Genomic DNA, 13,104 nt, shown 5'->3' with positions numbered 1-13,104 from the left:
TACCGCCGTTTCGGTCCGTTAACGAGCGTTAACCGATGGCGCCCCCGCCGGGACCGGGCAACTGCTCCTGAGGCACCACCACCGCCTGGCCGCGGTAGCGGATGACGCGCCCGCCGTGCGAACGTGCATGCTCGCGGGCCTCGGCCTCATTGCTGAACCAGGGGCTGAGCCCGCAGGCGCGCGACTCCTCGACCAGGTAGTCATCCAGCGCCTGGGCCGGCAGCGGCTCCAGGGCCTGCTTGTAGCCGGCCCAGTCAGGGTGGCCGGCTTCCATGGCCAGGGCGCGCAGGACATGCTTCAGCTGCACGGTCTCGCGCTGGCGGAACAGCTCCGGCAGCCGCCATCCGCTGAACAGGCCGGCCGCCTGCAGGCGGCGCAGCGCCGGCAAGGCATGCATCGGCTGCTCGCTGCGGGCGGCTTTCAGGAGGCGGCGCGCCTGCCGGCGCACGAAATCGAGCGCGCTGCCCGGCAAGGCGGTGGACGCCGGAACGGCGTGGCCAGACGAGCCGGTACTGGAAGACCGGTCAACGGGACAGAAAAAACGGGGGGAATGCTTGTGCATGCCAACTCCACGGTGTCTTGCCAGTTCTCGCGGATGGCGGCAGTGGAGGAGGAACAAGCGAGCTGCTTGCGGCAGGTGCGATGCGCTTTCGCGAGAGCGGGCGTCCTGCACACCCAGCCTGATCACTATAGCAGCTGGACCTGGTCGGTGGACAGCCGGCCACCCCATGCGCACGCCGTTTGCCGAGTTGGCCGGTACGGCCCGCCTGCACGCAGCTGCGCCGGCGAGCGAAAGGATCCGGTGGACATCAAAAACGAACATCAGCACGAGAGCCTCGGCGTGGGCTTCCTGCAAGGCGGCGGGGAGATGGGCGCCCGCATGCGGGCATTCGACTGGAGCACCACGCCGCTCGGGCCACCCGAAGGCTGGCCGGCACCGCTGCAGACGGCCACGCGCATCATGCTCACCTCGCGCCAGCCGATGTTCGTCTGGTGGGGTCCGGAGTTTGTCAATCTCTACAACGATGCCTACACGTCGGCACTCGGTGCACGCCACCCGAGCGGCCTCGGCCAGCCCGCACGGCAGGTCTGGCACGAGATCTGGGAGCAGGTGGGGCCGCGTGCCGAGTCGGTGCTGTCGCGCAATGAAGGCACCTTCGACGAAGACCTGCTGCTCGTCATGGAGCGCAACGGCTACCCCGAGGAGACCTACTACACCTTCTCCTACAGCCCCGTGCCGGGCGCCGCCGGCGGTGCCGGCGGGCTGCTCGGCGTGGTGATCGACAGCACCGGCCGCGTCATCGGCGAACGCCAGCTGGCCCTGCTGTGCGAGCTGGCCGCCGGCACGGCAGAGGTGCAGACCCGCGACGATGCCACCCGGCTCTACTGCGCGGCCCTGCAGCGACCGCGGCCCGACCTGCCCTTCACCCTGATCTACACGCTGGACCGCCAGCAAAACCGCCTGGACCTGCTCGGCGCCGCCGCGCTCGACCCGCAGGCAGCCGGTGTGCCTCGCCACATCGATCTCGGCGCCAGCGAGCCTGCCCACGCTGCGCTGATCGAAGCGCTCGAGACCAATGCACCACGTGTGCTGGCCTCGCTGGACCCGCTGCTGCCGGCACCGCCCGCCGGCGCCTGGCGCCATCCGGTGCTGCAGGCGGTGGCGGCACCGCTGGTCGTGCCCGGCCACCAACGGGCGGCCGGCCTGCTGGTGGCCGGTCTCAATCCCTTGCGGCTGTTCGACGACCGTTACCGCCGCTTCATCGAACTGGTGGCCGGCCAGATGGCCTCCGGCCTCACGCGGGCCCAGGTCCATGAGGAAGAGCGCCAGCGCCTGCAAGCCCTGTCGGAGCTGGACCGGGCCAAGACCGTCTTCTTCTCGGACATCAGCCACGAGTTCCGCACGCCGCTGACGCTGATGCTCGCGCCGCTGGAAGACCTGCTGGCCGCACCGGCCGTGGGACGCGAGCAGGGCCGTGCGCTGCGGCTGGTGCACCGCAACGCGCGGCGCCTGCTGAAGCTCGTCAACACCCTGCTCGACTTCTCGCGCATCGAGGCAGGCCGGCTGCAGGCCACCCGCGAACCGGTCGACCTGGCACGCGCCACGACCGACCTGGCCACCCTGTTCCAGGCCGCGGTCGAGCGAGCCGGCCTGCAGTTGCACATCGACTGCCCGCCCCTGAGCAGCCCGGCCCAGGTCGATCCCGACATGTGGGAAAAGATCGTGCTCAACCTGCTGTCCAACGCCTTCAAGTACACCCTGCAGGGCGAGATAGCCGTTCGGCTGAGCGAGCAGGGCCAGGGCCTGCAGCGCCACGCGGTGCTGCAGGTGGAAGACACCGGCATCGGCATTGCCGCCGACGAGGTGCCCTTGCTGTTCAACCGCTTCCACCGCGTGCAGGGGGCGCAGGGACGCTCCAGCGAAGGCAGCGGCATCGGGCTCGCGCTGGTGCAGGAGCTGACGCGCCTGCACGGCGGCAGCGTCTCGGCCAGCAGCCGGCCCGGCCACGGCAGCTGCTTCGAAGTGCGCCTGCCGATGGGCAGCGCCGCGTTGCCCGGCGCCGGCGCGGCGCGCGGGCCGCTGGCGCCGACCCAGGAGGCGGCTCCCTATGTGGAAGAGGTGCTGCGCTGGCTGCCGGACGGCGGCGATGCCGGCAGCACGCCGAGCGACGCCATTGCCACTTCGGGCTGGCTGCCGCTGGCCGCCGAGCCGCGCGCCCGCCTGCTGCTGTGCGACGACAACGCCGACCTGCGCGACTACCTGGTGCGCCTGCTGTCCCGCGGCCATGACGTGCAGGCGGTGGCAGACGGCCTGGCGGCGCTGCAGGCGGTGCGCGAAGGCGCCTTCGACCTGGTGGTGAGCGACATCATGATGCCCGGCCTGGACGGGCTGGGCCTGCTCAAGGCCTTGCGCGAAGACCACCGCACCAGCAGCGTGCCGGTCATCCTGCTGTCGGCCCAGGCCGGGGAAGAAGCGCGGCTCGAAGGCCTGCAGGCCGGCGCGGACGACTACCTGATCAAGCCCTTCAGTGCCCGCGAGCTGGTGGCGCGTGTCGACGGCCTGCTGGCGCTGGCGCGGCTGCGCCGCGAGGCGGGCGACGCGCTGCGCGAGAGCGAAGCGCGCTTCCGCGAACTGGCCGACCATGCGCCGATGATGGTGTGGCTGGCCGAGGCCGACGGCCGCTGCAGCTACCTGAGCCGGTCGTGGAGCCAGTTCACCGGGCAGCCACCGGAGGCCGGCCTCGGCCACGGCTGGCTGCAGATGGTGCACCCCGGCGACCGCGAGCGCATCGCCCACCTGCAGGTGAACGACGCCGGCTCGCACACCACCCGGCGTGCCGAGTACCGCCTGCGGCGACGCGACGGCAGCTACGCCTGGGCGCTCGACGTCGCACAACCCCGCTTCGATGGCAGCGGCCGCTGGCTGGGCTATGTGGGCTCGGTGCTGGACATCAGCGACCGCAAGCAGGCCGAGGACGCCTTGCGCGCCGCCGATCGGCAAAAGGATGAGTTCCTGGCCACCCTGGCGCATGAGCTGCGCAACCCGCTCGCGCCCATCCGCAATGGGCTGGAGCTGCTCAAGCGCGCCAGCGACCGGCCCGAGGTCTTCGCCAAGGCGCTCGGCATGATGGAGCGGCAGGTCAACCACATGGTGCGTCTGATCGACGACCTGCTGGACGTCAGCCGCATCAGCCGCGGCCGCATCTCCCTGCGCCGTGAGCGGCTGGACCTCAAGGGCGTCCTGGCCGGCGCGCTGGAGACCAGCCGGCCCTTGATCGAGCAGATGCAGCACCAGTTCTCGCTGGACCTGCCGGCCGAGCCGCTGCATGTCGACGGCGACGCCACCCGCCTGACGCAGGTCTTTGCCAACCTGCTCAACAATGCGGCACGCTACACCGACCCCGGCGGGCGCATCCGCATCAGCGTCAGCCACGACGGCAGCGAGGCCTGCGTGGTGGTGCGCGACAACGGCATCGGCATCGCACCCGACCAGCAGGGCCGTGTCTTCGAGATGTTCGCGCAGGCGCCCAGCGCTGCCCGCTTCACCGAGGGCGGCCTGGGCATCGGCCTCACCATCGCACGCCAGCTGGTGGACATGCATGGCGGGCGCATCGACGTGCACAGCGCCGGTCTGGGCCGCGGCAGCGAGTTCACCGTCCACCTGCCATTGGCCGCCGCCGCCAGGCGGGCCACGGCCGGCGCGTCGTGGGAGCCACCGAGCTTGCCCCTGTAGTGCTGTGGAACCGTGCTGTGGAACCGTGCTGTGGGCCGTGCTGCAGTGCAGCGCCACCGCGCAGCCGGGTGCGCCTGGTGCGGTGTCCGCACAGGGGCGGCCCCCTGGCCCGCGCGGAACGCCGGGTGTCGCCCGGCGCCACGCCTGCGGGCGCCTGTGTGGCGTGCAGCCGCCGACATGCTGCGCCGGCCGCACTGCTGCGCCCCCTCCTGCAAGTAGCGGCCTAGGTCGGCGCCTTCGCCGGCTGGGCCCGGAACACGCCAGTGCTGTTGCATCCTGCAACAGCACTGGCCTTGCCGCCCCAACGGCTTCTCGCTTATTTTCATACACCCGTTTGAATCACCAGTTTCAAGCGGGTGCAAGGCCGGGCAGCCGGCCATCCAAACAAGACCCGAGAGCGAGCGCCACGCAGCGCCGCCGTCCCGCCCGGCTTGCGGCACCAGGCCGGCACCAGGAGACAAGAGATGCAGTTGTCCGGCCATGCCTCGCCGCCGGCGGGTGAACGCCCTGCCTCGCCTCCGTCGCCCTTCGGGCACCGGCGGCTCGCCTTCCTTCTATTCCTGCTGTCGGCCCTGCCGCCGTTGATCGCCTGGTCGGCAGCCTCGCGCTGGGGCCACTGGAACCTCTGGGCCTGGTACACCCCGGTGCAGTTCTTCGTGCTGTTCCCGCTGGCCGAGATGGCCATCGGCACCGACCGGCGCAACCCCGACCCGGCCAGCGAAGCGGCCCTGGCGGCGGACCGCTTCTACCCCGCACTGACCCTGCTGTGCGTCCCGCTGCAGCTGGGCCTGATGCTGTGGGGGGGCTGGGTCTTCGCGACGGTGCCGCTGGAGCCGCTCGGCCGGCTTGGCTGGCTGGTATCGATGGGTTGCCTGGGCGGCGTGCTGGCCATCAACACCGCCCATGAGCTGATCCACAAGCCCGGCCGGCTCGAACGCGCCGGCGGCGGCCTGTTGCTGGCCTCGGTGGGCTACGGGTCCTTCAAGATCGAGCACATCTACGGCCACCATGTGGATGTGGCCACCCCGGCCGATGGCAGCACGGCTCGGCGCGGCGAGCATGTCTACGGCTTCATCCTGCGCGCGCTGCGCCACAACATCGCGCGGGCCTACGCCCTGGAGCGCCATCATGCGCGCCGCCGCGGCCAGTCCTGGCACTGGTGGCGCAGCGAAACCAGTGGCTGGCTGCTGGCCAGCGCCTGCTTCGCTGGCGCTTGTGGCGTCATCGCCGGTGGGCCGATCGGGGTGGCCTATTTCGTCGGCCAGGCCTTCTTCTCGGTCTGCCTGCTCGAGATCATCAACTACATCGAGCACTACGGCCTGCAACGCCGCCGTGGTCCGGACGGCCGCTATGAACGGGTCGACCCTCGCCACTCCTGGAACTCCGACTTCCTGCTCAGCAACCTGATGCTGTTCCAGCTGCAGCGGCATTCCGACCACCATGCCCATCCGGCACGGCGCTACCAGGTGCTGCGCCGATTCGAGCACAGCCCGCAACTCCCCTTTGGCTATGCCACCGGCGTTGTGCTGGCCCTGCTGCCACCGCTATGGTGGCGCGTGATGAACCCACGCGCCGAGGCCCACCTGCGGGCCTGCGAAGAGGCCCGCAGCTGACGCGGCCCTCGCCCCCTTTTTCAACTTCATTGGACACCGAAGGACCTTCATGAGCTATTCCATCCAGACCAAGCTGGGCGACCTGCTGGACAACGAGCAGACCCGCGCCATTCTCGAAAAGAACCTGCCCGGCCTGTCCGGCCATCCGCAGATCGCGATGGCGCGCGGCTTTCCGCTGGCCACCGTGGCGCAGTTCTCCGGTGGGCTGATCACGCAGGACATGCTCGACGCGGTCGAGGGCGAGTTGAGCCAGCTGGCCTGACGGCACCCCTTTACTCCGCCACCCGCCGCCTGGCATCGCCACCTCCGGCACGGGGCGGCGGTGGCGATCTTCCTTGCCCACTGCCATCGCACTTCATGGAACCCTCACGCGCCAAGGACAGGAAAGCCGGCGACCAGACGCGCCAGCGCATCCTCGACGTTGCCGAGCGCGCCTTCATCCTGCAAGGCTTCGATGCCTTGTCGCTGCGCCAGATCACCGAGCAGGCCCAGGTCAACCTGGCGGCCGTGCACTATCACTTCGGCGGCAAGGAAGCCTTGCTGCATGCGATGCTGGAACGCCGCATCGGCAAGCTCAACACCGAGCGGCTGCGCCTGCTCGACGCCTGCGAGGCCGCCTGGCCCGAGGCGCCGCTGAGCTGCGAGCACGTGCTGGCCGCGATGTTCGTGCCGGCGCTGCGCCTGGCACGCGACCCGCAGCAGGGAGGGCCGGCCTTCCTGCGACTGCTCGGGCGGGTCTACACCGACACCTCGCCGGCCGTCGCCACCTACTTGCGCCAGCACTACGAGCCGGTGTTCGACCGCTTCTTCGACGCCTTCGTGCGCGCCCTGCCTCACATGCCGCGGCAGGACCTCGGCCTGCGCCTGCACTTCTCACTCAAGGCGCTGGCCGGCGTGCTGGCCAGCGACGACATCGAGCAGTTGATCGCCTCCTTCAGCCAGGGCCAGGCCTTCACCGAGGCGCAGCTGCTGACGCGGCTCATCTCGCTGATGGTGGCCGTGCTGAAGGAACCGCTGCTGCACACGCAGCGCAGTGCCACCCTGGAGGAAGTGCTGCGCATGGCCGACCTGCAAGGCGGCAAGCGGCCGCAGGCCCTGCGTGTACTGAACGGCGGCAAGAGCAGCGTGATGCCGCCGCGCCGCACTCGCACGCCGCGGCGCTGACTCCCCTCCCCGTCCCCTAGACCCACCTCAACGAGCCACAAACCATGGGTGTCCCGATTCCTGAAACCGAGCGCGTCTGGCTGAAGTCCTACCGGCCCGACGTGCCCTTCGAGATCCAGCCTGAGCGCTACCGCAACATGAACGTGTTGTTCGAGGAGAACGTGAGCCGCTTCCGCGACCGCGTGGCCTTCGTCAGTGCCGGGACCGAAATGAGCTATGCACGCTGTGGCGAGCTGGCATGGGCCTTCGCCGCCTGGCTGCATGCCGCGGGCGTGCGCCATGGCGACCGGGTCGCGCTGATGATGCCCAACTGCCTGCAATACCCGGTCTGCCTGTTCGGCACCCTGCTGGCCGGCGCGGTGGTCGTCAATGTGAACCCGCTCTACACCGCCCGCGAGCTGGCCCACCAGCTGAAGGACAGCGGAGCCACCACGCTGGTGGCGATGGACCTGTTCGCCGCCACCCTGGCGCAAGCGCTGCCCGGCACCGCGGTGCAGCGGGTCCTGCTGACCGGCCTGGGCGACCTGTTCGACGACGGGCTCAACCTGAAGGGCCGCTTCGTCAACTTCATGATCCGCCGCAGCACGCCGGCGGCCAAGCGCCAGGGCAGCGTGCCCGGCGCCCTGCCGCTGCGCCGCGCGCTGGCCGAGGGCCGTCGGCTGCCGCGTCCGCAGGTCGAGGTGGCCCCCCAGGACCTGGCCTTCCTGCAGTACACCGGCGGCACCACCGGCGTGGCCAAGGGGGCCATGCTGACGCACCGCAACATCGTCGCCAACCTGCTGCAGACCCTGGCCTGGCGCGGCCATGACCCGCAGGCCGACCTGATCGAGACCAACCTCAGCCTGCTGCCGCTGTACCACATCTTCTCGCTGACGGTGAATTGCCTGGCCTTCATGTGCGTGGGCGGCCGCAATGTGCTGATCGCCAATCCGCGCGACGTCGGCCGCGTGATGAAGGTCATCAAGAACGAAGACTTCAGCGGCATCGCCGGCGTCAGCACCTTGTTCAATTCCTTCCTGGAGAACGAGACCTTCCGCAAGCGCGACTTCTCGCGCCTGCGCCTCACCATCTCGGGCGGCATGGCCACACCGCAGGCGGTGGCCGAGCGCTGGGAGCGCCTGACCGGCAAGGGCATCACCGAAGGCTATGGCCTGACCGAGTGCTCGCCCATCGTCACCATCAACCCGATCCATCTCGACCATCCTCAGCGCATGCGCTTCAACGGCACCATCGGCCTGCCGGTGCCGTCGACCGAGGTGCGCTTCCGCCGCGACGATGGCAGCTGGGCCGCACTCGGCGAGCCGGGCGAGCTGTGCGTGCGCGGCCCGCAGGTGATGCGTGGCTACTGGAACCGGCCCGACGAAACCGCCAAGGTGATCGATGCCGAGGGCTGGCTGAGCACCGGCGACGTCGGTGTGATGGACGAGCACGGCTATGTGCGTCTGATCGACCGCAAGAAGGACATGATCCTGGTCTCCGGCTTCAACGTCTATCCGAACGAGGTCGAAGACGTCGTGATGATGCATCCCGGCGTGCGCGAGGTGGCGGCGCTCGGCGTGCCCGACCCGGTGGCCGGCGAGCGGGTCAAGATCGTCGTCGTGCGCAAGGACAGCTCGCTCACCGAGGCCGCGTTGCTCGACCACTGCCGGTCCCGCCTGGTGGGCTACAAGATGCCGCGGGTGGTGGAGTTCCGCGAGCAGGAGCTGCCCAAGACCAACGTCGGCAAGATCCTGCGGCGCGAACTGCGCTGAGCCGGCGCCGGCCACCCCGGTCGCGTGAGGGCGGTCGCCGCCAGTGTGGCGGCCGCCCGTTCCCTGTGTGCCTGCCGTGAAGAAAGGAAGCGATCCCGATGACCTCCCCTCGCCATCCCCCTTCCCTCCTCGCGCGGGCCCGGCCGGCCCTGGCCGCGGTGCCGCTCGCCCTGCTTGCCGCGGCCGATGCGAGCGCGGTCACCGTCTCGCCCGCCGGCGACCTGGTGGCCGCCGGCACACTGAGCTACCGCAAGGGCATCGCCAGTCTGAGCTGCGCCACCACCTTCACCGGCACCATCAGCGCCGAAGGTGCGGTGAACATCAGCGCGGCGAGCTTCGGCAGCAGTGGCCTGTGCAGCCACATCTCGGCGGTCGGCCTGCCGTGGAGCGGACAGGCGCAGCCGAGCGGCGTGCTGGTCATCGACAACGCGGCGGTGCATGTGAGCGCGCCATTCGTCGGCGGCCAGTGCGGCCCGAGCCGCATCGAGCTGCAGTGGGACAACGCCAAGTCGACGCTGGGCTTCAAGGACGTGCTGCTGGTCGCCGCCTCGGGCTCCAGCTGCAAGACCAATGGCCTGATCAGCGTGACGCCGGCCCTGGACGTGCAGCCCTGAGCCGGCGTAGGCCGCCCGCCTAGAGGCCGGCCTTCTTCAGCCGGTTGGCATGGCTGCGATAAAAGCTCAGCGGGTCCGGCCCGAGGAAGTCACGCAGCCCCATCACATGGTTCACGCCGTCGGCGTGGTTCCAGGGATAGTCGGCCCGCAGCACCTCGCCCCAGCGGGAGGAACAGCTCGACACCAGGCCGTCGTTGGCTTCGCCGTTGGTGAAGCCGAGCCCGGCCACCAGGCCGAACAGGTGGTCGCTGAGGTCGAGGAAATTGGTGTTCACCCTGGCGCCCCCCGCCGAGTAGTAGTGCACCCCGCTGGCACCCACCCGCGCGCCTGACCCACACGGTGTGGTCGGCGCCCCCTCGGTGTAGCGCAGGTTCCAGGCCCGGCTCATCGAAGTCGTGAGCTGGAAGACGTTGCCGATGAGGTCGTGCTCGCGGTCGGACGCGCCGACCAGCCAGTCGAGCGCCTTCAGCAGCTCGGTGCTGAGCTTGATCAGCTGCTCCCCTTCCTCGGGATGCTCCACCGTGTACTTGGCCAGCCAGTCGGCCACGTTGCTGCCATGGTGCGGGGTCTGCACCGTGGTAACGCTGGCCACCAGGTCGGGCCGCACCTTGGCGACATAGCGGGCCGCCAGCCCGCCCTGGCTGTGCGCGACCAGGTTGAAGCGCTGCGTGCCGTGGGCGGCCTGCAAGGCCAGCAGCTGGCGCAGCAGCTGCTCGCCGCGTTCCTCGTGCGTGTCCACCGTCGACAGCTTCACGGTGTGCACGGTGGCGCCACCGGCGCCGAGCGCCTGCTTCACGCCGAAGAAGTAGTCCACCACCCCGCCGATGTTGTCGAAGCCCAGCACCCCATGCACCAGCACGATGGGGTGCTGGGTCCGCGTGTAGCGGAAGTCGAGGTAGGAAAAATCCAGCGCCTGGCTGGTGGCAGGCAGCGCCAGCAGCGCCGCACCCGCCAGGGTGCAGGCGGCAGCGAAACGTTTGATCCCCATGTCGGTCTCCTCGTTGCTTGACGGGCGACGACAAAGGCCAAGAAGTGAAGCATCGAGAGGTCGCGCCCGGCTGGCGACTATGCGAGCTGGCCGGTGGCCGCGTCGATGATGCAGCCTGTGCTGGCTTGCAGGCGGCCGACGCTGCGATCACGCGGCACCGCCGCTGCTGTCCGCAAGGCCGGAGCCGGGGCACCACGCTCACCACCGACCCTCGAGTGGCCGCCCCTGCGCCCCACAGGCGGCGCCGGGCGGGCCGCATGCCCCTGCTTCGGAGCGACCTCGCGCCCGGCACAGCTTGCTGCACCGGGGGCGCGGGAAGATCCGCTCAGCCGGCCCGGCCGGTCACCTGTTCCTGGAACAGCCCTGGGCTCTTGCCATACCAACGCCTGAAGGCATGCTGGAAGGCACTCGGCTGCGAGAAGCCGAGCAGCGCCGCCACCCGCGAGATGGCCATGCCCTGGCGCAGGTGGCGCACCGCGGCATGGCGCCTGACCTCGTCGACCAGCTCGCGGAAGTTGTGCCCCTCCGCGTCGAGCAGCGAGCGCAGCTGGCGCGGCGAGCGCTCCAGCATCGCGCCGACCCGCTGCAGCGTGACCTCCTCCTGCCGCGACAGCAGGGTGGAGATGGCCACCACCACCTTGTTCTTCAGCGGTGTGCGCTGCGCCAGCGTGGCCTTCAGCTGCTCGGCCTTCTCCTGCAGGAAGTGGCGCAGGTAGCTGTCCGCGGTGCGGAAGGGCAGCTGCAGGTAGTCGGGATCGAAGCCGATGCTGTTGTCGCAGGCGCGGAAGGTCAGCGTCGCGCCGGGGAAGACCTGCTCGTAGGCGCCCCGGTAGCCGGGGTCGGCATGCATGAAGCGCACGTTCCTCGCATACAGAGGCACCCCGGTGAAGCTCTGGCCGAACCAGCAGGCCAGGGCCAGGAAGTGCTCGGCCAGGAAGCGCGACTCGTAGCGCGGGTCGCGGCAGGTGTAGACGAAGCGGGCGCTGTCGCCTTCCAGCACATAGTCGACGTCCTCGGCTTCGGAGACCAGCAGCGAGTACTGCCGCCAGTGCTCGATCGCCGAACGCATCGTCGGGCAGCGCATGCCGAGGTGCGCGACGAAGTGCATCTTGTTCTCGGGATAGTGCTTGTGCAGCTCCAGCGCGAGCGCCGGGTTGTCGAGCTCGCGGCTCGCGAACTCCCACAGCCGCTCGATGCGCGACAGGGGCAGCCGGGCGTCGGGGCTGCGCAGGTCGCGTGGATGCACGCCGGTGGCCCGGGCCATGCGTTCCTCCGACACACCGTGGCGCAACAGCAGTCGCACCAGGGTGAGGGCCGATTCATAGGCAGTGACGGTGGGTTCCTGAAGCACGGAGGCCGGGACCGTCGGCCCGGCGGGCTTCGCAAGGTCGGCTTGCATGGGCGGCCGCCTCAGGACCACGCCCGGGCAGAAGCCACACTCGCCGGCGCAAGACGCAGTCTCATCGATGTCCCCTTGTCTCCATCGTCGGCGCAACGCCCGGCCTGTTCCGGCCTGCCTGAGGCTCTGGCGAGTGCGCCGTATTGCAGGTACTCAGCGCCGCAATCATTGCGCCGACTGGCCGTGTCGGGGGTAAACGTTGGTAATGCACAGCTGCATGATTCGCTTGCCATCGTCGGGGGTGCCGGCGCTGCTGTGCAGCCTCGGGCAACACCACACCGGGTTAACACCGAGCCCAGGTAGAAGTCCCAAGCCGGCGGTGATCTCAATGTCGGGGGACCCGGTACATCGCCCCTGTCGATCATTGCGACGAAGGGAGGGCTCCGACATCCTTCGCCGTCGCAGGCAACGGTCGGCGAGTCGCTCTCCCCAGGGGCCCTCACGGAGGGCGACTCACCGACCGGACCCACCGGCACGAGGATCATGCGGACGCCTCGCCCCCCTCGCCTGCACCTCCCAGTTCCGTCCGCAGACACAACATCGAGTGGAGTCACAATGAAATCTTCCAACGTCGGGCGTACCTTCAAGCGCCTGCTTCTTGCCGCTGCCACCGCCGTCGCCTTCCCCGCCATGGCCGACACGATCACGGGCACGGACGCCGACCTGGTGTTCTCGCAATCTGCCCTCGACACCCTGGGCCTGATCTCCGTCAGCGTGTCCGGCATCGGCAGCGCCACCACCGTGGAGCCGGGCAAGTCCTTCAAGTTCCCCATCACCGGCGGCACCGTGACCGGCGGCACCGTGGTGGACGTGCTCACCGCCCCTGATGCAGGCGTCAGCCTGACCAAGGGCTCGACCGTCATCTCGCTGGGTGACTTCCGTGTCGACGTGGCGACCAAGAGTCTCTACGGCGACATCACCATCGGCAGCAACGTCGTGCAGGACACCAAGCTGTACACGTTCACGACCCTGGTCAACGAGGCCCTGGATCCGGGCAAGTTCAAGGTCAGCGCCAGCGGCATGTTCATCACCGAGACCGCGCTGAACACCCTGGGTGACGCGCTGGGCGTGCCGGTCTTCCTGCGTCCGGCGGTGGCCGGCGTGGACTTCGGCACCCTGACCGGCAACGTGACGGCTGCCGTGCCGGAGCCCTCGACCTACGCCATGCTCGCGCTGGGCCTGGCCGGCATCGGCGCCTACAGCAAGCGCCGCCGCGACCGCGCTGCGGCAGACGCGCAGGCCGAGCCGCAAGCCGCCTGATGTAGGCGACGCGGGGTCGCTGCGCTTGTCTGCAAACGATCGACCCCCTCGCTTCGCTCCGCTGCCCCGCCGGCGCCCTGG

10 protein-coding genes are annotated in these 13,104 nt (G+C 69.7%); 7 read left to right on the top strand and 3 right to left on the bottom strand.

What is annotated here, in order from left to right:
* Positions 1-28: 28 nt before the first annotated feature.
* Positions 29-562: a hypothetical protein gene (locus N7L95_RS18095; protein ID WP_301256642.1), complete on the bottom strand. Its 534-nt coding sequence runs from the start codon at positions 560-562 to the stop codon at positions 29-31.
* A 240-nt stretch (positions 563-802) separates the two neighbouring features.
* Between N7L95_RS18095 and N7L95_RS18090 the strand changes: the two genes are divergently transcribed.
* The 6 genes from N7L95_RS18090 to N7L95_RS18065 all read left to right on the top strand — a co-directional run bounded on the left by N7L95_RS18090 (position 803) and on the right by N7L95_RS18065 (position 9,376).
* Complete coding sequence (locus tag N7L95_RS18090) at positions 803-4,234, top strand: ATP-binding protein (protein WP_301256641.1); 3,432 nt, start codon at positions 803-805, stop codon at positions 4,232-4,234.
* Positions 4,235-4,698: 464 nt separating this feature from the next.
* Positions 4,699-5,847, top strand: a complete 1,149-nt coding sequence (locus tag N7L95_RS18085) for an alkane 1-monooxygenase (protein ID WP_301256640.1) — start codon at positions 4,699-4,701, stop codon at positions 5,845-5,847.
* 49 nt (positions 5,848-5,896) lie between these two features.
* Positions 5,897-6,109, top strand: a complete 213-nt coding sequence (locus N7L95_RS18080) for a hypothetical protein (protein ID WP_301256639.1) — start codon at positions 5,897-5,899, stop codon at positions 6,107-6,109.
* A 95-nt stretch (positions 6,110-6,204) separates the two neighbouring features.
* The gene (locus N7L95_RS18075) at positions 6,205-7,011 is read left to right on the top strand and encodes a TetR/AcrR family transcriptional regulator (protein WP_301256638.1); all 807 of its coding nucleotides are present in this window, start codon (positions 6,205-6,207) and stop codon (positions 7,009-7,011) included.
* A 44-nt stretch (positions 7,012-7,055) separates the two neighbouring features.
* Positions 7,056-8,762, top strand: coding sequence for an AMP-binding protein (locus N7L95_RS18070; protein WP_301256637.1), 1,707 nt, complete (start codon positions 7,056-7,058; stop codon positions 8,760-8,762).
* 98 nt (positions 8,763-8,860) lie between these two features.
* On the top strand, positions 8,861-9,376 hold the full coding sequence (locus N7L95_RS18065; RefSeq protein WP_301256636.1) for a PraA/PraB family alkane oxidation protein activator: 516 nt from the start codon (positions 8,861-8,863) through the stop codon (positions 9,374-9,376).
* Positions 9,377-9,395: 19 nt separating this feature from the next.
* Here the strand turns inward: N7L95_RS18065 and N7L95_RS18060 are convergent, their stop codons facing one another.
* Positions 9,396-10,364, bottom strand: a complete 969-nt coding sequence (locus N7L95_RS18060) for a lipase family alpha/beta hydrolase (RefSeq protein WP_301256635.1) — start codon at positions 10,362-10,364, stop codon at positions 9,396-9,398.
* 325 nt (positions 10,365-10,689) lie between these two features.
* Complete coding sequence (locus N7L95_RS18055) at positions 10,690-11,763, bottom strand: AraC family transcriptional regulator (RefSeq protein WP_301256634.1); 1,074 nt, start codon at positions 11,761-11,763, stop codon at positions 10,690-10,692.
* Positions 11,764-12,318: 555 nt separating this feature from the next.
* Between N7L95_RS18055 and N7L95_RS18050 the strand changes: the two genes are divergently transcribed.
* Complete coding sequence (locus N7L95_RS18050; RefSeq protein WP_301256633.1) at positions 12,319-13,023, top strand: PEP-CTERM sorting domain-containing protein; 705 nt, start codon at positions 12,319-12,321, stop codon at positions 13,021-13,023.
* Positions 13,024-13,104 lie beyond the last annotated feature (81 nt).

This window comes from Eleftheria terrae, from assembly GCF_030419005.1.
Lineage (GTDB): Bacteria > Pseudomonadota > Gammaproteobacteria > Burkholderiales > Burkholderiaceae_C > Caldimonas > Caldimonas terrae.
Note: the sequence above shows the minus strand (reverse complement) of the source record. Positions and strands in the feature narration are given on the sequence as shown.